This window comes from Pseudomonas solani (assembly GCF_026072635.1).
Taxonomy (GTDB): Bacteria; Pseudomonadota; Gammaproteobacteria; order Pseudomonadales; family Pseudomonadaceae; genus Metapseudomonas; species Metapseudomonas solani.
Genome location: NZ_AP023081.1, coordinates 1986355 through 2007765, shown reverse-complemented (window position 1 = coordinate 2007765; position 21411 = coordinate 1986355). Strand labels below are relative to the sequence as shown.

The window sequence follows — 21411 nt, the reverse complement described above, 5'->3', positions numbered from 1 at the left end:
CGCGCCCAGCCTACTGCGCCGGGGGCTGGAGGGTATTACCCGAAAGAGTGATTTATGACCGCCGGGCGACAAATCATCCCATCCGGAGGATCTGCCGCAGCCGCTCGGCGCTTTCCGGGTCGGCGGGGAACAGGGTCTCCAGGGCCAGCTCGGACAGGGTCACGTCCACCGGGGTGCCGAACACCGTGATGGTGCTGATGAAGCTGATCACCCCCAGGGGCGTATCCAGCTGCAGGGGCACCAGCACGCCGTCGGCGGGCAGGGGGTCGGTCGCGGGCGGTGCCGGGTAGGCGGCGAGCTCGTCGTACAGGGCCTGCAGCTCTGCATCGCCGCTCACCTCGATGTCGTGCAGCAGCCGCTCCAGCAGGTGGGCGCGCCACTGGCCGAAGTTGACGATGCGCGGTGCCAGGCCTTCCGGGTGCAGGGTCAGGCGCAGCACGTTGAGCGGCGGGGCGAGCAGGGCAGGGGATGCGCCGGCGATCAGCGCCATCACCGCGCCGTTGGCCGCCAGCAGGTTCCACTGGCGGTCGATGGCCAGCGCCGGGTTCGGCTCGTGGGCCTTGAGCAGCTGCTCGATGGCCTGGCGCGCGCCGGCCAGGGCCGGGTCGTCCAGGGTGCGCTGGGGGAACAGCGGCGCATAGCCGGCGGCGGCCAGCAGGCGGTTGCGTTCGCGCAGGGGAATGTCCAGCTGCTCGGCCAGGTGCAGGAGCATCTCGCGGCTGGGCTGGGCGCGCCCGGTTTCGACGAAGCTCAGGTGGCGCGTGGAAATCTCCGCGTCGCAAGCGAGGTCGAGCTGGCTGAGTCGGCGCCGCTGGCGCCATTGGCGCAACAGGGCGCCGACGGGATGGGTGGGTGCGTTCATGGCAGCGACGATAGTCGAGCGGGGGAATCCCGGCCATTACCTGGCAGGTAATCGACGCGCTTCCCCGATCGGCGAATCCTGCGACCCAGGCACCGGCAACCGCCGGGCCGCCCCCACCGAGGAGATTCGCCATGACCACCGTGCAACCGTCCCCCCTGCTGCGCCGCGTCCTGCAACTCGATGCCCTGGTCAGCGGTGCCGCCGGCCTGCTGATGACCCTGGGCGCCGGCCCGCTGTCGTCCCTGCTGGCGCTGCCCGCCGCGCTGCTCACCGGCGCCGGCCTGTCGATGCTGCCCTGGTGCGCCGTGCTGCTGTGGCTGGCCCGCCGCGACACCCTGGACCGCCGCGCAGTGTGGGCGGTGATCGCGGTCAACGCCGTCTGGGTGGTGGACAGCCTCCTGCTGCTGGTCAGCGGCTGGGTGCAGCCGACCCTGCTGGGCCAGGCCTTCGTGATCGCCCAGGCGCTGGCGGTGGTGCTGTTCGCCGAACTGCAGTTCTTCGGACTCAAGCGCTCGGCCGAGCCGGCCTGTGGATAACTCGGGCATCCTGCTTTTTCGCGAATGAATTCGCCCACGAAAGGGCGGAGTCCCACCTGACCCCGCTTGGTGGACCGGTGAAGCGTGGTCCACCCTACGGACTCGGCCCAACCTACATTTCTGCGTTTCGCGCCCATGAAAAAGCCCCTCGAGTGAGGGGCTTTGTCGTTGCGTCGCGGCGATCAGCCGTGGGCGACGGGCTGCCAGGCCTTGGGCTTGAAGTACAGGGTTTCGCCACGGGCGAGGCCGACCAGGCTGTCGTGGTCCTTGACCACTTCGGCTTCGATCAGCTCGTCCTGGCCGTCCACCTTCAGGGTCACCCGGGTGATGGCGCCGAGGGGGCGGATGTCGCGCACTTCGGCGGCCTGGTGTTCTTCCTCGGCCTCCTTGGACAGCGAGACTTCGTGGGGGCGGAACAGCACATGGCGGTCATCGCCCAGCTGCAGGCGGTTGGAGTCGCCGAGGAAGTGGTAGACGAAGGGGCTCGCCGGCTTCTCGTAGACCTCGCCCGGGGAGCCGATCTGCTCGATCACGCCCTTGTTCATGACCACGATGCGGTCGGCCACTTCCATGGCTTCTTCCTGGTCGTGGGTGACGAACACGGAGGTCAGGTTGATCTCCTCATGCAGGCGCGCCAGCCAACGGCGCAGCTCCTTGCGCACCTTGGCGTCGAGGGCGCCGAAGGGTTCGTCCAGCAGCAGGATCTTCGGCTTCACCGCCAGGGCGCGGGCCAGGGCGATGCGCTGGCGCTGGCCGCCGGAGAGCTGCTCCGGGTAGCGGTCGGAGAGCCAGTCCAGCTGCACCATGTTGAGCAGCTCGTGGACCTTCTCGGCGATCTCCGGCTCGCTGGGGCGTTCGCCCTTGGGCTTCATGCGCAGGCCGAAGGCGACGTTGTCGAACACGCTCATGTGGCGGAACAGGGCGTAGTGCTGGAACACGAAGCCGACGTTGCGATCGCGCACGTCGTGCTGGGAGACGTCCTCGCCGTGGAACACGATGTTGCCGGCGTCCGGGGTCTCCAGGCCGGCGATGATGCGCAGCAGGGTGGTCTTGCCGCAGCCGGACGGGCCGAGCAGGGCCACCAGCTCGCCGCTGTGAATATCCAGGTTGATGTCGTTGAGCGCCTTGAAGGCGTTGAAGTTCTTGCTGACGTTACGGATTTCGATGCTCATGACTCACTCCTCATCAGCGCTGGATTTAAGACGGGACAAACGGGCCTCGCTCCACTGCTTGAGCAGCAGGATGACCAGCGCGAGGATCAGCAGCAGGCTGGCGACGCTGAAGGCAGCGACGTGGTTGTACTCGTTGTAGAGAATCTCGACGTGCAGCGGCAGGGTGTTGGTGACGCCGCGGATGTGGCCGGAAACCACCGACACCGCGCCGAACTCGCCCATGGCGCGCGCGGTGCACAGCACCACGCCGTAGATCAGGCCCCATTTGATGTTGGGCAGGGTCACGTGCCAGAACATCTGCCAGCCGTTGGCACCGAGCAGGCGCGCGGCCTCTTCTTCCTGGGTGCCCTGTTCCTGCATCAGCGGGATCAGCTCACGGGCGACGAAGGGCACGGTGACGAAGACGGTGGCCAGGACGATGCCGGGCAGGGCGAAGACGATCTGGATATCACGGTCCGACAGCCACTCGCCGAAGTAGCCCTGGGCGCCGAACAGCAGCACGTAGATCAGGCCGGCGATCACCGGCGAGACCGAGAAGGGCAGGTCGATCAGGGTGACCAGGATGCTCTTGCCGCGGAACTCGAACTTGCTCACGCACCAGGCGGCGGCGACGCCGAACACCAGGTTCAGTGGCACCGAGATGGCCACGGCTATCACCGTCAGCTTCAGCGCGGCGAGGGCATCGGGCTCGAAGATGGCGGTGAAGAAGGTGCCGAAGCCCTGCTTCAGCGCTTCGCTGAGCACGATGTACAGCGGCAGCAGCAGGAAGATGCCGAACACTAGCCAGGCGCCGGCGATCAGCGCGCGCCGGCCCCACAGGTTGCCACGGCGGGCTGCGTTGGCGGAGGTGGCGGCGGTCAGGGTTGCACTACTCATGACGTGGGCCTCCTCAAGGGGTTTCGATGCGGCGCTGCAGCAGGTTGATCAGCAGCAGCAGGATGAAGGAGACCACCAGCATCAGCACGCCGATGGCGGTGGCGCCGGTGTAGTCGTACTGGTCGAGCTTGACCATGATCAGCAGCGGCAGGATCTCGGTCTTCATCGGCATGTTGCCGGCGATGAAGATCACCGAGCCGTACTCGCCCACGCCGCGGGCGAAGGCCAGGGCGAAGCCGGTCAGCCAGGCGGGCAGCAGCGCTGGCAGGAGGATGTGGCGGAACACCTGCAGCGGCTTGGCGCCCAGGCAGGCGGCGGCCTCCTCCACCTCGCGGGGGATGTCGGCCAGCACCGGCTGCACCGTGCGCACCACGAAGGGCAGGGTGACGAAGGTCAGCGCCAGGGTGATGCCCAACGGGGTGTAGGCGATCTTGAAGCCCAGGTCGGTGGCGAACTGGCCCACCAGGCCGGCCGGCGCGTACAGCGCGGTGAGCGCGATGCCGGCCACGGCGGTGGGCAGGGCGAAGGGCAGGTCGATCATCGCGTCGATGATCTTGCGGCCGGGGAAGTCGTAGCGCACCAGGACCCACGCCAGCAGCGTGCCGATCAGGCCGTTGAGCACGGCGGCGGCGAGCGCGGTGCCGAAGCTGAGCTTGAGTGCGGCAAGTACGCGGGGTGCGCTGATGATGTTCCAGAACTGCACCCAGGTGAGGTCGAAGGTCTTGAGGAACATGGCGCCCAGGGGAATCAGCACCAACAGGCTGAGATACACCAGGGTGTACCCCAGAGTCAGCCCGAAGCCGGGTATGACCGGGGAGATACGTCGAGACATCATCTGTCCTTTTTCTGCGTTGGAACGCTCAAGCCCGCCACCGGAATATCACCGGCCCGGGCACGGCAAAGGGAAGCTCGCGCTTCCCCTTGTCCGGGCGGGGCCTGCGCCCCACCCATTTTCTTGCAGCTTGCAGCTTGCAGCTTGCAGCTTCGGCTTATTGCGCCTGGTAGATCTGGTCGAAGATGCCGCCGTCGTTGAAGAACTTCGGTTGCGCTTCCTTCCAGCCGTTGAAGTCCTTGTCGACGGTCACCAGGTCCAGTTTCGGGAACTGCTTGGCGAACTCGGCGGCGACCTTCTCGTCACGGGGGCGGTAGAAGTTCTTCGCGGCGATGCGCTGGCCTTCCTCGCTGTACAGGTACTGCAGGTAGGCTTCGGCGACCTTGCGGGTGCCCTTCTTGTCGACGTTCTTGTCGACCACCGAAACCGGCGGCTCGGCGAGGATCGACAGGCTCGGCGCAACGATTTCGAAGTTCTCGCCGCCCTGTTCCTTGAGTGCCAGGAAGGCCTCATTTTCCCAGGCCAGCAGCACGTCGCCAATGTTGTTGTTGACGAAGGTGATGGTCGAACCGCGGGCGCCAGTGTCGAGAACCGGAACCTGCTTGTACAGCGCCTGTACGTATTCCTGTGCCTTGGCGTCGCTGCCGTACTGCTTCTTGGCCCAGGCCCAGGCGGCCAGGAAGTTCCAGCGGGCGCCGCCGGAGGTCTTCGGGTTCGGGGTGATGACTTCCACGCCGGCCTTGGTCAGGTCGCCCCAGTCCTTGATGCCCTTGGGGTTGCCCTTGCGCACCAGGAACACGATGGTCGAGGTGTAGGGGGTGCTGTTCTGCGGCAGGCGGGTCTGCCAGTTTTCGGGGATCAGCTTGCCGAGTTTCTGCAGCTCGTCGATGTCGCCGGCCAGGGCCAGGGTCACCACGTCGGCCTTGAGGCCGTCGATCACCGCGCGCGCCTGCTTGCCGGAACCGCCGTGGGATTGCTGGACCTTGAGGTCTTCACCGCCCTGGGCCTTCCAGTGCTTGGCGAAGGCGGCGTTGTACTCCTGGTACAGCTCGCGGGTCGGGTCGTAGGAGACGTTGAGCAGTTCGGTGGCGGCGGCGACCGGGCCGGCGACCAGGGTGGTGAGCAGGGCGCTGGCCAGGGTGGCCAGGGCGAAGCGGCGAATCGACATGGATGAAGCTCCTGAATTCTGAGTTTTTATGCTGTTGGCTAGGTTGTCTTTCAGGCGCGGCGGGCGTTCACGGCGCACGTCGCGGTCGACTCGGTTCGCGTATCGGGTTGACCCCTCCGGCGACTCGGTCGGGTGTTCGGGTCAGCTGTTCTTGCCGGCGGGCGGTTGCAGACGGAATTTTTCCTTGCGCTCGATCTGCACCACCTGGCCGTTGTGCACGGTGATCTCGACGGCACCGAAACGCAGGCCGTGCAGGGCACTCTGGATTTCACGCAGGATGCTGGCTTCGTCCTGGCCTTCGAGGCTGCGGAGTGTTGCGCTCATGGTCATGCTCCTTGGATGGGATGCCCGCGTCGGTGAACAGGGGGTTCGCGTGGCTTGGGCGCATCATAATCAGGGCATGAATATTCTTAAAAATACTGTTTAAGAATTTTTATATAACCAATGGTTAGATTGAGCCGGATCGCTCGGCGCCCTGCTGGCCAGAGGTCCGCCCGCTCCGGGCGGAGTGACGCGCGGCGGGCGTTGGCCCACCGGAGAGAAGGGGTCAGAGCAGGCTGATCTGTTGCGGGGTGGCGCCGCCCGAGGGGGAAAGCTGCCAGGCTTCCTCGAGCTGTTGGGCCGGCTGCGGGCGGCTGAACAGGTAGCCCTGGCCATGGTCGCAACCCAGGCCACGGAGGAAGTCGGCCTGGCGCTGGTGCTCGATGCCTTCGGCCAGCACCTCCAGGCCCAGGCTGTGGCCCAGCGCGGTAACGGCCTTGGCGATGGCGATGTCGTCGTGGTCGTCGGGCAGGTTCTGCACGAAGCTCTGGTCGATCTTCAGCTTGTGCACCGGCAGGCGCTTGAGGCGCTGCAGGGACGAATAGCCGGTGCCGAAATCGTCGATGGCCAGGCGCACGCCGAGCTTGCACAGGCGGTCGAGCAGCTCCAGGGCGGTGTCCGGGTCCTCCATCACCGCGCTCTCGGTGATCTCCAGCTCCAGGCGCCCCGGCTCCAGGCCGGTGTCGGCGAGCACGCGGGCGACGCGGGTGTCCAGTTCGCCACGGCTGAACAGCCGGCAGGACACGTTCACCGCGATGAACGACAGCTGCAGGCCGCGCTCGGTCCAGTCGCGCATCTGCCGGCAGGCACGCTCCAGAACCCAGGCGTCGATGGCGCCGATCAGGCCGCTTTCCTCGGCCACCGGCAGGAACTCCGCCGGCGGCACCAGGCCGCGCTGCGGGTGCTGCCAGCGCACCAGGGTCTCGACGCCGATCAGGCGGCCATCGGCCAGGTCGTGGATGGGCTGGAACACCAGGCGCAGCTCGTCTTGCTCCAGGCCCTGCCGCAGCGCGGTGACCAGCTCGACGCGCTGGCGCGCCTGCTCGGTCAGCTCCTGGCTATAGAAGGCAAAGGTCTCGCGGCCCACGCTCTTGGCCTTGAACAGTGCCGAGTCGGCGTTGCGCAGCACCTGCTCGACGTTCTCGGCATCCCCCGGGAACAGGCTGATGCCCAGGCTGGCGCTGATGAACAGGTTCTGCTCGGCCAGGTGGAAGGGCGCGGCCAGGCATTGCTGGATGCGCCCGGCGAGGTCCGCCGCCTGTTCCGGGCCGGAGCCCTCGCAGAGCAGGCCGAACTCGTCGCCGCCCAGGCGCGCCAGGGTCATGCCGCCGGTCATCAGGGTGGCCAGGCGCTCGCCCACCGCCTTGAGCAGCAGGTCGCCGTGGTTGTGGCCGAGGCTTTCGTTGATGTGCTTGAAGTGGTCGAGGTCCAGCAGGATCACCGTGCCCTCGCTGCCTTCCCGGCGGGCGCGCTCCAGGGCGTGCTCGACGCGCTCGGTGAATAGCAGGCGGTTGGGCAGGTTGGTCAGCGGGTCGTGGTGGGCCAGGTAGTCCAGCTCGTTCTGCGAGCGCTTGATGGCGCTGACGTCGGAGAACACCGCCACGTAATGGGTGAGCAGGCCGTCTTCGTCGTGGATGGCGCGGATGTTCTGCCACAGCGGGTACACCTCGCCGTTGTGCCGGCGGTTCCACACCTCGCCGCTCCAGGCATGGCGGTTCTTCAGGGCGTTCCACATCGACTGGTAGAAGGCCTCGTCGTGGCGGCCGGACTTGAACAGGACCGGGGTCTGCCCCAGCACCTCGCTCTCCTCGAAGCCGGTGATGCGGGCGAAGGCACGGTTGACGTGGACGATGCGCTGCTCGGCATCGGTGACCAGCACCCCTTCCTGGGTGGCGTCGAACACCGCGGCGGCCTGGCGCAGGCTGCTCTCCTGCTCGCGGCGGGCCTGCAGGTAGGCGCGCAGGCGGCGCATGTGCAGGCACACCAGCAGGTACAGCAGGCCGCTGGTGACCGCCACGAAGAGCAGCCCCTTGGCCGACTGCAGCAGCTCCAGGCGGCTGCCATCGGGGCTCAGCAAGGGCAGCAGATGGTCGCTGAAGAGTATCCAGGCGCTGGCGAGGAGGAAGTAGGGCAGCACCAGTTTCACGGCGCTGAGCTTGGGTTTCATAGGTGAGTCGAGGCCATGCCAGATGTGATCGGTTTCGCATTATAGATGAATGGAGATTCATCTCTTTCTTATCTAAAGAACAGGATGGTTTTCTCACAATTCATGGGGATAATGCCGGTGTTTGTCCGACAACCTCGCCCTTCCTTCCCCCGAGGCTACGCACTCCATGTGGTACAACGGTTTTCTCGATCTGTCGGTGTGGCAACTGGTGGCAGCCACCCTGGTGATGACGCATATCACCATCGTCGGCGTCACGGTCTACCTGCACCGCTATTCCGCCCATCGCTCCCTGGAACTGCACCCGGCGCTGAAGCACTTCTTCCGCTTCTGGCTGTGGCTGACCACCGCGATGAACACCCGCGAATGGACCGCGATCCACCGTAAGCACCACGCCAAGTGCGAAACCGTCGACGACCCGCACAGCCCGGTGATCAAGGGCCTGGGCACCGTCCTGCGCCGCGGCGCCGAGTTGTACCGCGAGGAAGCCGAAAACGAAGAGACCCTGCGCATCTACGGCAAGAACTGCCCGGATGACTGGCTCGAACGCAATGTCTACTCCCGCTACCCCCTGGGTGGCGTGTTCCTGATGGCGGCCATCGACCTCGCCCTGTTCGGCGTCGCCGGCATCACCATCTGGGCGGTGCAGATGATGTGGATCCCGGTCTGGGCCGCCGGTGTCATCAACGGCCTCGGCCACGCCGTCGGCTACCGCAACTTCGAATGCCGCGACGCCGCCACCAACCTGGTGCCCTGGGGCATCCTCATCGGTGGCGAAGAGCTGCACAACAACCACCACACCTACCCGAACTCGGCCAAGCTGTCGGTGAAGAAGTGGGAATTCGACCTGGGCTGGGCCTGGATCAAGCTGTTCAGCTTCCTGCGCCTGGCCAAGGTGCAGCGCGTGGCGCCCATTGCCCACCGCGTGGAAGGCAAGGGCAGCCTGGACATGGACACCGCCATGGCCATCCTCAACAACCGGTTCCAGATCATGGCGCAGTACCGCAAGCTGGTGATCGCGCCCCTGGTGAAACAGGAGCTGGCCAAGGCCGACGAGTCGGTGCGCCACCTGTTCCGCCGCGCCAAGCGCCTGCTGTCCCGCGAGACCAGCCTGCTGGACGAACGCCACCATGCGCGCATCGCCGCCATGCTGGAGCAGAGCCAGGCGCTGAAGGTGATCTACGAGAAGCGCCTCGCCCTGCAGCACATCTGGGTCAAGACCAGCGCCAACGGCCACGACATGCTCGAAGCCATGAAGCAATGGGTGCACGAGGCTGAGGCCAGCGGCATCCAGTCGCTGCGCGACTTCGCCGAGCAGCTCAAGACCTACTCGCTGCGCCCGGCCGCCACGGCCTGATCGCAACGACCCCGAAGAAGCCGGCCATTGCCGGCCTTTTTCATGGGCGTGTCCCGCAGGTTGGTGCCGAGCCCGCGAGGGCCAACGATGCGTGCCCGCCCCTTCGCGAATGAATTCGCTTCTACGGGAGAGGGGCGAGGTGTTGGTGTGTGGGGCGAGTCCGCTTGGTGGATAGAAGAGCGCTATCCACCCTACCCAGCGGGGAAGTCCGTGCGGGCACGAGCTGCCAGGCGATGTAGGGTGGACCCCGCTTCACCGGTCCACCGCTGCGGGGTTGGGCCCCTGCCATCTGTAGAAGCGGCTTCAGCCGCGAAAGACTCACCGCCGTCCCCCTGCTGCGTGTGGCTGGACACTCCATCGCGAATGAATTCGCTCCTACCCTCCCACTCCCACCTGCACCGCCCACACACGCCTGGTTCTGAAACGCAGCCAAAAAAAACCGCCCGGGGGAGGGCGGCTGGAACAAGACATCGAAAGGAGCAATCACATCGACGTCAGGAGGTAAGGAGGAGGTGGAGCGGGTCGATCAGCTGTCCTGGCCGGACTCGGCCTTGCGCTCCGTGCCCTGCTTGGCGATGGCCTCTTGCTGGGCAGCGTCCTGGGCGCGCTGCTCATACTGCGCATTTCGCGCAATAAAGGCGGACGACTCTTCGGCGAAGGAGAACTGGGTGAAGGACAGGGCGAAAGCGGTGAAGGCGGCAGTAACAAAGAGATTGCGTTGCATAGCGTGATCCTCGGCGGGATGCATCTGGAAACCGAGGCCATCTTAGGGGCCGGGCCGGTGGTGAAAAACCGCGGCCCAGGTGAATCACAATTGCTTCTAGCGCAACAATTGCGTGCGCACCGCCCAGTGGCGGGGATCGTCCAGCACGGCATCGTCCTGGGCGAAGAGGGGCGGCAGTTCGGCCTTGAGGAAGTCCACCCAGGTGCGGGTCTTGGCGTCGAGGAAACGCCGTGACGGATACACCGCGTAGATGTTGCGCTCGCGCAGGCGGTGCTCCGGCAGCAGGCGCAGCAGGGTGCCCTCGCGCAGCGGCTGGCAGGCGACGAAGGAGGGCAGCAGGCAGAAGCCCATGCCCGCCTGGGCGGCGCGTGCCAGGGATTCGGCGACGTTGACCTGGAAGGCCTCCGCCGGCAGCACGTCGTACTCGCCGTCCTCGTCCTGCAGCACCCAGTTGTCCTGGTAGAGCGGGTCCAGCAGGCGCAGGTAGCGGTGGTGACGAAGGTCCGCCGGCCCCTTGGGCACGCCATGCTGCTCCAGGTAGGCGGGCGCCGCGCAGACCACGCTGTACATCTGCCCCAGGGATTGCGCCACCATCTGCGAGTCCGGCAGCTCGCGGGCGAAGGTCAGCACCACGTCCTGGCCGTCCTCCAGCGGGTCGGGGTTGCGCTGCGACAGCGTCAGGTCGATCACCACCTCGGGGTACAGCGCGGTGTAGCGCGCCACCAGCGCGGTGACGTGCTGCAGGCCGAGGCCGGTCATGGTGTGTACCCGCAGCCGGCCGCTGGGCTTGAGGTGCGCACCGCGCGCCTCGGCGGCGGCCTGGTCCACCTCGTTGAGGATCGAGCGGCAGCGTTGCAGGTAGCGCTCGCCCACCTCGGTCAGCGCCAGGCGCCGGGTGGTGCGGTGCAGCAGCCGCGCCTGCAGCTGCTGCTCCAGCTCCGAGACCAGCCTGGAGACCTGCGCGGTGGAAAGGTCCAGCGCCTGCGCCGCCGCGGTGAAGCTGCCGGTCTCGATGACGCGGGTGAACACACGCATGCTGTTCAGGGTGTCCATTGTTACTCCTCGCGCAAGGCTGATTCTCGAAGGGCGCTGATTATCCAGGAAACGCCGGTAAATATACTGCCAGCCCTGAGCTGTTTGCCGTTTTCCCGGATCACCGCCCATCGCCCCGCCTGCGGGCTCGTGGCCCTGCCGATCCGCCCTGCATTGCCGAGGTATCCATGACCCCCGACCAAAGGTTCGCCCGCCGGGTGCGGAGCGCCATCGTGGCCTTCGTGCTGCTCTTCGCCTACTTCCTCGCGGCCGACCTGTGGATGCCCATCACCCCCCAGGCCCAGCTGACGCGCTCGGTGCTGCGCCTGGCGCCCCGGGTCAGCGGCCAGGTGCTGGACATCGCCGTGACCAACAACGCCCACGTCCAGGCTGGGCAGTTGCTGTTCCGCCTCGACCCCGAACCCTTCCGCCTCGCCGTCAACGCCGCCGAGCTGGCGCTGGAGCAGGCCGCCCAGGACAACGCCGAGCTCGACGCCAGCCTCGCCGCCGCCCGCGCCGACAAGCTCGCCGCCGAGGCCTCGGCGCAGGAGCTCGCGCGCGAGGCCGAGCGCCTCGGCAAGCTGGTGGCCAGCCAGCACGTTTCCCGCCAGCTGTTCGAGCAGACCCAGTCGCAGCGCGCCGCCGCCAGCGCCAAGGTGGCCGCCGCCACCGCGCGCATCCACCAGCTGGCCGCCGAGCGCGGTGCGACGGGCGACGACAACCTGCGCCTGCGCCAGGCCCGCAATGCCCTCGACCAGGCGCGCCTGCAACTGCAGTACAGCGAAGTGCGCGCCGAGCGCGCCGGTACCCTGAGCAACCTGCAACTGTCCCCCGGCGCCTTCGTCGCCGCCGGCAGCCCGGTGGCCGCGCTGGTAGCCGATGAGGCCGACATCAGCGCCGACTTCCGCGAGAAGGCGCTGCGCTACGTGGGCCTGGGCGATGGCGCCAGCGTGGTGTTCGACGCCCTGCCCGGGCGCATCTTCGCCGCGCGGGTCGGCGCCATCGACGCGGGCGTCAAGGAAGGCCAGCTGGACGCCAACGGCGACCTCGCCGCCCCGCCACCTCCGACCGCTGGGTGCGCGACGCCCAGCGCCAGCGCCTGCACGTGCTGCTGGAGGCGCCCCCGGAAGCGCCCCTGCCCAGCGGCGCCAAGGCCACGGTGCAGCTCTACCCCCACGAATCGCCCCTGGCCACGTTCTTCGGCCGGGTGCAGATCCGCCTCATCAGCCTGCTGCACTACATCTACTGATGGAGCGCCCGGCCCTCAGCGAGAACGGCCTGCGCCAGTGCCTGCGCCTGGCCTGCGGCGGCACCCTCGGCCTGTTCGTGTGCAAGCTGATGGGCTGGGACAACGGCTCGTTCTTCTGCGTCTACCCCATGCTGCTGCTGGGCCTGGTGCCCACCCTCAACGCCCATGTGATCCGCCAGTTCCTCGCCCAGGCGGTGCTGGTGAGCCTGGAGACGCTGGTCATCTACGGCCTGTTCGGCGACCGCCCGCTGCTCATCGTGCCCCTGGTCTTCGCCGCCTTCCTCTGGCGCTTCAGCCTCATGGCGCGCGGCCCGCTGTTCCTGTTCGGCGCCCTGGGCTGCGTGTTCCTCTCCATGCAGCTGCACTTCGCCAGCTACCCCGAAACCCACCTCTACGACCTGGTGGCCAGCAACCTGGTGGCCGCCGCGCTGACGGTGCTGATCGCCTGGCTGATGTTCTTCCTCTTCCCCGATGCCGAGCCCCGCGAGCCGCGCACCCCGCCGCCCAAGGACCTGGCCAGCCAGCGCCACGAGGCCCTGCTCGGCGCCTCGATCGCCACCTTGTCGTTCATCCTGTTCCAGAGCTTCGACCTGAAGGATTCGCTGTCCGCGCAGATCGCCTCGATCCTCGTGCTGTTCCCCATGCACTGGAACGGCATCCGCTTCGCCGGACGCATCCGCGCCCTCGGCACCCTGCTCGGCTGCCTGATCGCCCTGGTGCTGCAACTGCTGCTCTACGACCACTACGACGTGCTACCGCTCGTCGCCTCGCTGTACTGGATAGCCGCCTTTTTCTGTGCCCGAGTGCACGTATTGGAGGGGGCGCAGGGAATCGGCTTCGGTGCGCTGACAACTTTGGCCATCGTTTTCGGTCAATACCTGACGCCGAGTCACGACATGATGTTCAGCCTGGCCTATCGGCTCAGTTCGGTTTGCGTTGCGGTCTTCATCACCCTGCTTGCGGTGTTCGTCCTGCACCGCCTGTTCAACCGTTTTGCAGCCATTCGTCACCAGAGTCATGCCTGACGCCGGCCACTCATGCCCGCCGCTTCGTCGTGGGCGTAACGTGACCCGAATACGCGAAGGCAGGCTATGGGCCGGATGGAAAACTTCGAGGAAACACCCAGCGAGCTGGAGAAGCTCACCCTGGCACTGCTGCACAGCCGTGGCGAGGTGGAGCGCCTGCGCGAACGCGAACTGCTGTTCAACAGCCTGCTGGGCAGCGTCAACGCCGTGCTCTGGGCCTTCGACTGGGACGCGCAGAAGATCATCTACGTCAGCCCCCACTACGAGCGCATGTTCGGCCGCCCGGCCGAGCTGCTGATGGTGGACTTCAACGAGTGGCGCAACTGCATCTACCCCGATGACGTCGAGTACGCCGCGCGCAGCCTCGCCGAGGTGCTCACCAAGGGCGCGGTGGAGGTGCGCGAGTACCGCATCATCCGGGGCGACGGCCAGGTGCGCTGGCTCAGCGACAAGTGCTTCGTCAGCCGCCAGGGCCAGGCCGGGCAGTCCACCCTGGTGGTGGGCATCGCCGAGGACATCACCGAGAAGAAGACCCTGGAGGCCGAGCTGCAGCGCCTGGCCACCACCGACGTGCTGACCGGCACCAGCAACCGCCGCCATTTCTTCGAATGCGCCCAGCGCGAGTTCGACGTCGCCGAGCGCTATGAGCGGCCCCTGGCCTTCCTGCTGCTGGACATCGATGACTTCAAGAAGATCAACGACACCTACGGCCACCAGGTCGGTGACCTGGTGCTGCAGCGCATCGCCCAGTGCGGCGCCGGCGCCCTGCGCCGGGTCGACCATTTCGGGCGCATTGGCGGCGAGGAATTCGCCGCCGTATTCCCCGGCTGCGACCCGGCCCAGGCCCTGCAGGTGGCCGAGCGCCTGGAGCGCGAGGTGCAGCGCCTGTCGTTCAGCGCCGCCGGCCAGATCTTCAGTGTCACCCTCAGCCAGGGCCTGACCACCCTGCGCCCCGGCGACACCCTGGAACAGCTCTACGCCCGCGCCGACGAAGCCATGTACACCGCCAAGCGCAGCGGCAAGAACCGCATCGTGCAGGTGTAACCGCCTGCCCTCGTAGGGTGGACGTCGCTCTTCACGTCCACCAGCGAAGCCCCGGGTGAGCACCGACGGTGGACCGGTGAAGCGCGGTCCACCCTACGCCCCTGCTTTCTTCGCGCTCGCCCTACGGCTGGAACGGCGACTCGCTGAGGATCACCCCCGTCTCGTCCACATAGCGCTGCCAGGCCGCGATCAGCCCGGCCAGGGCTTCCGGCCGTTCCTGGGCCAGGTCGTGGATCTCCCCCGGGTCCTTCTCCAGGTCGTACAGCTGCCAGGTTTCCGGCCCCACGGGTGCGGGCAGGTACACCGCCTTCAGGTGCCCCTGGCGGATGGCGCGCATGCCGAACAGCTCCCAGCCGGTGACCGTTTTCTCGTCATGCACCCGGGGCGTCTCGCCCGAGAGGTAGCCGAGCCAGGAGCGCCCGCGCACCGGCGCCACCTCGCGGCCGCGCCAGCGCGTACCCGGGTGGCGCACACCGGCCAGGTCCAGCACCGTCGGGGTGATGTCCATCACCGTGGCGAAGGTGTGGCTCACCTGCTGCTGCCGCTGCAGCTGTGGATAACGCACCAGGGCCGGCACGCGGATGCCGCCCTCGGTGGTGAAGGCCTTGTACAGGCGCGACGGCGCGGTGGCCGCCTGGGCCCAGCGCGGCCCGTACCAGACATAGGAGTTGGCGCGGCCGATGTTCTCCAGGCTGTTGTCGTAGTGCTGGTCGAGGAAGCTCTTGAGGTTCGGGCCGAACTTGGGGAAGGCCTCCAGCAGCGCGCCCTCGGCACCGTTGTCGGACATGAAGAGGATGAAGGTGTCGTCCTCCAGCCCCTGCTGGCGCAGGTAGTCCAGCACCCGGCCTATGTTCCAGTCCATGCGCTCCACCATGGCCGCGTAGACCTCCATGGTTCGCGCCGACACCTGGCGTTCCTCGTCGCTCAGTGCCTCCCACTCGGCGCTGATGGCGCGCACCGGGTGGGCTTCCACGTCCTGCGCCACCAGGCCCAGGGCCTTGAGCCTCTCCAGGCGTTCCAGGCGCAGCGCCTCGGGGCCGGCGTCGTAGCGGCCGCGGTAGTTATCCACAACCTCGGCGGGTGCCTGCAGCGGCCAGTGCGGGGCGGAGAAGGGCAGGTAGGCGAAGAAGGGCCGGCTCTGGTCGCGTTCCTTGAGGTACTGGATCAGCTTGTCGCCAAAGGCATCGGAGGAATAGAAGCCCTCCGGCAACTGGTCGATGAAGCGGTCGTCCTCGACGTACAGCGCCGTCGTCGCCTTGAGGATGCCCGGCGTGCTGGCGTCGTAGGGCGGCTCGTAGCCGTAGTGGTTGGCCGCGCCCGGCAGCAGCGAAAAGGAGCGCTCGAAGCCCCGCGCATGGGGCGCGCGCTCGGCGGTCAGGCCCAGGTGCCACTTGCCGGACATCAGCGTCTGGTAGCCGGCCTCGCGCAGCAGCTCCGGCAGCGCCACCACGCGGTCGTTGAGGTAACCCTCGTAGCCCGGTTTGCCGATCAGCTCCGGGGTCAGCGCCTCGGCCATGGTGCCGATGCCGGCGATATGGTGGTCGGTGCCGGTGAGCAGCATCGAACGGGTCGGCGAGCAGGTGGGCGCGGTGTGGAAGTCGGTCAGGCGCAGGCCGTCGAAGGCCAGGCGGTCCAGGTTCGGCGTGGCGATCTCACCGCCGAAGGCACCGAGGTCGGAAAACCCCAGGTCGTCGGCGACTATCACCAGGAAGTTGGGGCGTTTGCTCATCCAGCGTTCTCCAAAGGGGCTACAGGGCGATGAATTCGAGGGGCAGGTCGGCGACGCGCGGCGGCACCGGCGGCTGGTAGTCGCCTTCGCCGGTCAGCTGGTGCAGCAGGGCTTCGCGCACCCGGTGGAAGTCGTGGCTGGTGCGCTGGCGCGGGCGCGGCAGGTCGATGTCCACCACCTGCTTGATGCGCCCCGGGCGCGGCGCCATCACCACCACGCGGTCGGCCAGGTAGATGGCCTCCTCGGCGTCGTGGGTGACCAGGAGGGTGGTGATGCGCTGGCGCTTGCGGATGGCCAGCAGCTCGTCCTGCATCTGCTGGCGGGTGAGGGCGTCGAGGGCGCCGAAGGGCTCGTCCAGCAGCAGGATGCGCGGGCTCGCCACAAGGCCCCGGGCGATGGCCACGCGCTGGGCCATGCCGCCGGACAGCTGGTGCGGGTAGGCGCTCTCGAAGCCGCTCAACCCCACCAGCTGCACGAACTGATGGATGCGCCGGGCGCGCTCGCCCTGCTCGATGGGTTCGTTGACCAGGCCCAGGCCGATGTTCTGGCTGACCGTCAGCCAGGGGAACAGGCGGTGCTCCTGGAACACGATGCCGCGTTCGCCGCCGATGCCGCGCACCGGCTTGCCGTCCACCTCGATGCGGCCGCTGAAGTCGGTATCCAGCCCCACCAGCAGGCGCAGCAGGGTGGACTTGCCGCAGCCGCTGGAGCCGACGATGGCGATGAACTCGCCCTCCTCGACATCCAGACTGAAGTCCTCGATGGCCTGGAAGGGCTGGCCGTCCACCTGGAACACCTTGCCGACCCCGGCGAAGCTCAGGGTGGGCGGCGCGGAAACGGGCTGGTTGGCCGCTTCGGCGGCACTGCGGTTGAAGGCGTTCATGCGGTTCTCCAGCGCGTGGCGCGGGTTTCGATGCGTTGTCCGAGAGTGCCCAGCAGGGCGCCGACCAGGCCCACCAGCAGCATGGCCGCCATCACCTGGTCCATGCGGAACAGCTGCTGCGCGCCGAGCATGTAGCTGGCGATGCCGCCGTCCGAGGGCATGAAGTATTCGGCGCCGATGGTGCCCAGCCAGGCGTAGATCAGCGACAGGCGCAGGCCGGCGAAAATGGCCGGCGCGGCGCCTGGCAGCACCAGCAGGCGCAGGCGTTTTCCCAGGCCCAGGCGCAGCACCTGCGCGGCCTCGCCCAGTTGCGGCGAAAGCCCGGCGACGCCGCGCTGGGTGGCGATGAACAGGGGGAAGAAGGCCGCCAGGCTGACGAAGGCCAGCTTGGCCGCCTCGCCCAGGCCGAACCAGGCGGTGAGCAGCGGTACCCAGGCGAAGATCGCCACCTGGCGCAGGGCCGAAAGGCTCGGCCCGGCCAGGCGCTCGGCCAGGGTGGAAAGCCCCAGCAGCAAGCCCAGCAGCAGGCCGGAGGCGCCGCCGATCAGCAGCCCGAGCAGGGCCCGTTGCAGGCTGGCGGCCATGGCCGTGGGCAGGCTGCCGTCGGTCAGGCCCTGCTGCAGGCTGCGCAGCACGTCCAGCGGCGAGGCGAGGATGTTGGCGTCGACCCAGCCGAAGCCGGCGGTGGCCTGCCACAGCACGACGATGGTCAGGGGCAGCAGCCCGGCCTGCACACGTTGCCAGCCCTGCAGGCGCGGGCTCCGGGGTTGCTGGCCGGTGGCCGGGTGGGGCCAGAACAGCAGCAGGGCGTCGAGACGGTTGATGCCGCGATCCATCAGCGCGCCCACCAGGCCGATCACCAGGATGCAGACGAACACCAGGTCGAGCATGAACAGCTGGCGGCCCCAGACCATCAGGTAGCCGATGCCCTCGCTGGAGGCCAGCAGCTCCACCGCCAGCAGCGAGGTCCAGCCGGTGGCCAGGGCCAGGCGCAGCCCGGCCATGAATGCGGGCAGGGCGCCGGGCAGCACCAGGCGCCAGAACAGCAGGTGCGGCGGCAGGCGCAGCACCGCGGCGGCTTCACGCAGGCGCGGCTGGGCATCGCGCACGCCCACCAGCACGTGCAGGGTCACCGGCACCACCACCGCCTTGATCAGCACCACCAGCTTGAGGGTCTCGCCGATGCCGAAGAACAGCATGAACAGCGGGATCCAGGCCAGGGTGGGAATCTGCGCCAGGGCCACGAAGGTCGGGTAGACCAGCGCCTCGGCCCGCCGCGAAAGCCCCAGCCAGCTGCCCAGCAGCACGCCACCGGCGACACCGGCCAGCAGCCCCCAGAGCAGGCGCTGCAGACTTATCCACAGGTGGCCCCAGAGCTCGCCGGAGCCGAACTCCAGGGCGCTCTGCCAGACCACCGCCGGTGCCGGGAGGATCTGCTCGGACATCCACAGCCGCTCCGAGGCCACCCACCAGAGCAGGAACAGGCCGAGGGGCAGCAGCCAGGGCAGGGCCCAGGCGAAGCCGTGCAGGCTCGGGGTCGGCAACGTGAAGCGGGGGGCCGGCTGGAGGGCGGGCAGCGTCTGGATCTTGCTCATCGGGTCTCCCGGCGCTTGGGCTCTAATGTTATTTCCGTGTGGAATATAAAATTCGAATATCCATTTATTTATGGATAAGAGCGTCATTTGTGGGGGAGGGCCGGGGCAGCGGCAAATGCCTTTGTTGAATATTTTTTATGCATTCCCTGCATAGCGGCCCACAGGGCGCGGCTCGCCTGATTTATGCGTTCGGGTTATCAAAAAATGAATTTTTATTATTTTATTGCCGGAAGCCCCTGTGCCTATCTAGCCGCCACATGACCCCCAGCGCAGGAGCGCCTCCCATGAAAACCCTGATCAACAGCGTCCTCGGGCTGTTCGCCCCCACCGTGCTGGCGGGCGTGCTCGGTGCCGCCCCGCTGCTGGCCCAGGCCGTCGAGGCGCCGAAGGAAATCCGCATCGCCGTGCCCGACCTCAGTGCCGGCAGCCAGCACAGCGGCGGTGGCGTGGTGGACGTGCTGCGCAGCCGGAACATCCTCGAACAGGAATTCGCTAAGGACGGCATCAAGGTCCAGTGGCTGTTCTTCAAGGGCGCGGGCCCGGTGGTCAACGAAGCCCTCGCCAACGGCCAGGTGGACTTCGCCTACCTGGGCGACCTGGCCGCCATCATCGGCAAGGCCAGCGGCCTGGATACCCGCCTGCTCAGCGCCACCGCGCGCGGGGTGAAAAGCTACCTGGGCGTGGTGCCCGGCTCCGGCATCAAGACCCTGGAAGACCTCAAGGGCAAGCGCGTCGCAGTGTTCCGCGGCACCGCCAACCAGCTGTCCTTCGCCAACGCCCTGGCCAGCCGCGGCCTCTCCGAACGCGACTTCAAGGTGATCAACCTCGACTTCAACGCCGCCAACGCGGCCCTGGCGGCCAAGCAGGTGGATGCTTCCTGGGGCCTGGCCGGGCTGATCGCCCTGCGCGACAAGGGCCTCGCCGAACTGCCCCTGAGCACCCGCGACCTGGGCGGTGCCGGCAGCACCCAGGCAGTACTGGTGGGCACCGGCGCCTTCGTCCGCGACTACCCGGAGGTGACGGCACGGCTGATCAAGGCCCAGCAGCAGGCAGTGCAATGGCTGCGCGACGATGAGAACAAGCAGGCCTACGTCGAACTGGTGTCCAGCCTGGCCAGCTACCCGGTGGGCATCCTCGGCACCGACCTCAAGGATGAAAGCTTCAACACCCTCTTCGACCCGCAGCTGGATGCCGACTTCCTCGCCCGTCTGCAGAAAGGCGTCGACTTCGCCGCCGAGCAACGGCTGATCCGCAAGCCGTTCAAGGTGGCCGACTGGAACGAACCGCGCTTCCTCGATGCCGCCTTGAAGGAACCGGTGCAGGCATCGCGTTGAGGCCGCCCAATACAGGGTGCCGGCCCTGTTCGCGAATGAATTCGCTCCCACAAAAGCCGGACCGCTGCGGGGTGGGCGTCGCTCTTTACGTCCACCAGCGGAGCCTCCGGCGGCCCCCTTTGGTGGACCGATAAAGCGTGGTCCACCGCTCGGCATTTCGCGTGCCCGTAGGTTGGCGCCGAGCGCAGCGAGGCCCAACGCAACTGCGCCGAACCCTTTCGCGAATGAATTTGCTCCCACGAAAAGCCTGACCGCTGCGGTTGGACGTCGCTCTTTACGTCCACCAGCGGAGTGCCCGGCAGTCCCCTTGGTGGACCGAGGTCCGGCGGGCAGGCTCAGGCGCTGCGCCGCGCTTCTTCCGCTTCGATTCCGTCCAGCTCGACGATGAGCTCGATCAGTGCCCGCGCGGCGGGGGAGAGGCGGTAGCCGGTGCGGGTGACGATGCCGCAGCGGGCGGAGAGGCTTTCCAGGTTCTCCGGCAGGTTGCGGAAGCTCAGCAGCGCCAGCTCACCGCTGTCCAGCAGCGGTGCCAGGGTCTCCAGCATGCCCACGCCCACGGCGTCGGTCTGGCGCACCACCTGCACCAGCGCCGGCACGTGCTCGCACTCCAGGTTGAGGTCGAAATCCGCCTTGCCGCTGAAGCCCGCCAGCAGCTTGCGGATGCCCGCCGGCAGCCGGGTGGCGGCCAGCGGGTAGTCGAACATGTCGTTGGTGGAGAGGCTTTCCTTGGCCAGCAGCGGGTGCCCCCGGCGGCAGAAGAAGCGGCCGTTGCGCGGGGTCAGTTCGCGGGTCTGGAAGTTCGGGTCGATCTCGAACTGGCGGATGTCGGCGATGAAGAACTCGATCTCGTCCCGGGCCAGCAGGCGGCCCAGGGCTTCCCAGTTGTTCACCTCGAAGCGGGTGGTGATGCGCGGGTGGCGGCTGATGAAGGCGGCCAGGGCGTCGGGCACCAGCTTGGCCGCCGGTGCCGGCCCGCAGCCGAAGTGCAGCTCGCCGGCATCGAGCTTGGTCATCTGGTTGATTTCACGGGTCAGGTTGCTCGCGCCCTGCACCAGGCGCAAGGCGTGCTGCAGCACCACCTGGCCTTCCGGCGTGGGACGCAGGTCCTTGTTGCCCCGGTCCACCAGCTGGCAGCCGAAGGCCTGCTCCAGGCCCTGGATGCTGCGGCTGAACGCCGGCTGGGTGATGCCCATGGCATCGGCCGCACGAACGAAACTGCGGTGTTCCACCAGGGCGATGAAGTAACGGAGTTGGCGCAGATCCATCATGCTTTACCGGCATCGAAAATATAGGTCGAAGGCATTTGCCCGCGTATGGGTGCTGGTTTTAAATGCAGGCTCTTATTCCGTCAACGAAGCTTGTTTGTATAAATAAGATTAAAAAGGAATAAGTATATGGCCCAGCCCGAAGGGGGATACCCGATGACCACGCCAGCCCGACTTCCCGTCTCCGCCATGACCCGGCTTCTCGCGCCGCTCATGCGCCGCTGTCGCTGACAGCCGAACCCT

General features: G+C 67.3%; 18 protein-coding genes and 1 pseudogene. 6 read left to right on the top strand and 13 right to left on the bottom strand.

The annotated features are described in order from the left end of the window. Window positions 1–73: 73 nt before the first annotated feature. Window positions 74–862 (bottom strand): MmyB family transcriptional regulator, encoded by a 789-nt coding sequence (locus PSm6_RS09185; RefSeq protein WP_021218180.1) that lies wholly within the window; start codon window positions 860–862, stop codon window positions 74–76. Between the two features lie 131 nt (window positions 863–993). Between PSm6_RS09185 and PSm6_RS09180 the strand changes: the two genes are divergently transcribed. Beyond that, complete coding sequence (locus tag PSm6_RS09180) at window positions 994–1398, top strand: hypothetical protein (RefSeq protein WP_265170082.1); 405 nt, start codon at window positions 994–996, stop codon at window positions 1396–1398. Between the two features lie 182 nt (window positions 1399–1580). Here the strand turns inward: PSm6_RS09180 and PSm6_RS09175 are convergent, their stop codons facing one another. The 6 genes from PSm6_RS09175 to dibA form a co-directional block, all read right to left on the bottom strand. Next, the gene (locus PSm6_RS09175; RefSeq protein ID WP_043245278.1) at window positions 1581–2570 is read right to left on the bottom strand and encodes a sulfate/molybdate ABC transporter ATP-binding protein; all 990 of its coding nucleotides are present in this window, start codon (window positions 2568–2570) and stop codon (window positions 1581–1583) included. A 3-nt stretch (window positions 2571–2573) separates the two neighbouring features. Beyond that, entirely contained in the window at window positions 2574–3446 is an 873-nt protein-coding gene (cysW, locus tag PSm6_RS09170; RefSeq protein ID WP_021217927.1) for a sulfate ABC transporter permease subunit CysW, read from the bottom strand. Between the two features lie 13 nt (window positions 3447–3459). Beyond that, window positions 3460–4278 carry a sulfate ABC transporter permease subunit CysT gene (gene cysT, locus PSm6_RS09165; RefSeq protein ID WP_021217926.1) on the bottom strand — a complete coding sequence of 273 codons (819 nt, stop codon included), beginning with the start codon at window positions 4276–4278 and terminating at the stop codon, window positions 3460–3462. 157 nt (window positions 4279–4435) lie between these two features. Next, window positions 4436–5446, bottom strand: coding sequence for a sulfate ABC transporter substrate-binding protein (locus PSm6_RS09160; protein ID WP_021217925.1), 1011 nt, complete (start codon window positions 5444–5446; stop codon window positions 4436–4438). 141 nt (window positions 5447–5587) lie between these two features. Next, entirely contained in the window at window positions 5588–5770 is a 183-nt protein-coding gene (oscA, locus tag PSm6_RS09155) for a sulfur starvation response protein OscA (RefSeq protein ID WP_021217924.1), read from the bottom strand. A 223-nt stretch (window positions 5771–5993) separates the two neighbouring features. Continuing rightward, entirely contained in the window at window positions 5994–7934 is a 1941-nt protein-coding gene (gene dibA, locus PSm6_RS09150) for a phosphodiesterase DibA (protein ID WP_265170081.1), read from the bottom strand. A gap of 166 nt (window positions 7935–8100) precedes the next feature. Between dibA and desA the strand changes: the two genes are divergently transcribed. Beyond that, window positions 8101–9288, top strand: coding sequence for a delta-9 fatty acid desaturase DesA (gene desA / locus PSm6_RS09145; protein ID WP_021217922.1), 1188 nt, complete (start codon window positions 8101–8103; stop codon window positions 9286–9288). A gap of 526 nt (window positions 9289–9814) precedes the next feature. Here the strand turns inward: desA and PSm6_RS09140 are convergent. After that, complete coding sequence (locus PSm6_RS09140) at window positions 9815–10012, bottom strand: hypothetical protein (RefSeq protein ID WP_236207517.1); 198 nt, start codon at window positions 10010–10012, stop codon at window positions 9815–9817. Between the two features lie 96 nt (window positions 10013–10108). Further along, window positions 10109–11065 carry a LysR family transcriptional regulator gene (locus PSm6_RS09135; protein ID WP_111263963.1) on the bottom strand — a complete coding sequence of 319 codons (957 nt, stop codon included), beginning with the start codon at window positions 11063–11065 and terminating at the stop codon, window positions 10109–10111. Between the two features lie 167 nt (window positions 11066–11232). On the opposite strand from PSm6_RS09135, the pseudogene PSm6_RS09130 reads away from it, so the two are divergent. From PSm6_RS09130 to PSm6_RS09120, 3 genes and pseudogenes are all read left to right on the top strand, one after another. Beyond that, window positions 11233–12293 (top strand): annotated as a pseudogene (locus tag PSm6_RS09130) (HlyD family secretion protein). Beyond that, on the top strand, window positions 12293–13318 hold the full coding sequence (locus PSm6_RS09125) for a DUF2955 domain-containing protein (RefSeq protein ID WP_371877065.1): 1026 nt from the start codon (window positions 12293–12295) through the stop codon (window positions 13316–13318). Before PSm6_RS09130 ends, PSm6_RS09125 begins: the two are co-directional and overlap by 1 nt. 75 nt (window positions 13319–13393) lie before the next feature. Next, window positions 13394–14362, top strand: a complete 969-nt coding sequence (locus PSm6_RS09120) for a GGDEF domain-containing protein (RefSeq protein ID WP_111263970.1) — start codon at window positions 13394–13396, stop codon at window positions 14360–14362. Between the two features lie 121 nt (window positions 14363–14483). On the opposite strand, the gene PSm6_RS09115 is transcribed toward PSm6_RS09120, so the two are convergent. Genes PSm6_RS09115 through PSm6_RS09105 form a run of 3 tightly spaced genes read right to left on the bottom strand, consistent with a single transcriptional unit; the run spans window position 14484 to window position 18569 of the window. Beyond that, on the bottom strand, window positions 14484–16091 hold the full coding sequence (locus tag PSm6_RS09115) for an arylsulfatase (RefSeq protein ID WP_265170080.1): 1608 nt from the start codon (window positions 16089–16091) through the stop codon (window positions 14484–14486). Between the two features lie 19 nt (window positions 16092–16110). Beyond that, window positions 16111–16974: an ABC transporter ATP-binding protein gene (locus tag PSm6_RS09110; RefSeq protein WP_021217915.1), complete on the bottom strand. Its 864-nt coding sequence runs from the start codon at window positions 16972–16974 to the stop codon at window positions 16111–16113. Further along, window positions 16971–18569 (bottom strand): ABC transporter permease, encoded by a 1599-nt coding sequence (locus PSm6_RS09105; RefSeq protein WP_265170079.1) that lies wholly within the window; start codon window positions 18567–18569, stop codon window positions 16971–16973. Before PSm6_RS09105 ends, PSm6_RS09110 begins: the two co-directional genes overlap by 4 nt. Window positions 18570–18853: 284 nt before the next feature. On the opposite strand from PSm6_RS09105, the gene PSm6_RS09100 reads away from it, so the two are divergent. Further along, the gene (locus tag PSm6_RS09100; protein WP_265170078.1) at window positions 18854–19903 is read left to right on the top strand and encodes an ABC transporter substrate-binding protein; all 1050 of its coding nucleotides are present in this window, start codon (window positions 18854–18856) and stop codon (window positions 19901–19903) included. Between the two features lie 335 nt (window positions 19904–20238). Here PSm6_RS09100 and PSm6_RS09095 read toward each other — a convergent pair whose 3' ends face one another. Further along, window positions 20239–21168 carry a LysR family transcriptional regulator gene (locus tag PSm6_RS09095; RefSeq protein ID WP_021217912.1) on the bottom strand — a complete coding sequence of 310 codons (930 nt, stop codon included), beginning with the start codon at window positions 21166–21168 and terminating at the stop codon, window positions 20239–20241. Between the last annotated feature and the right edge of the window lie 243 nt (window positions 21169–21411).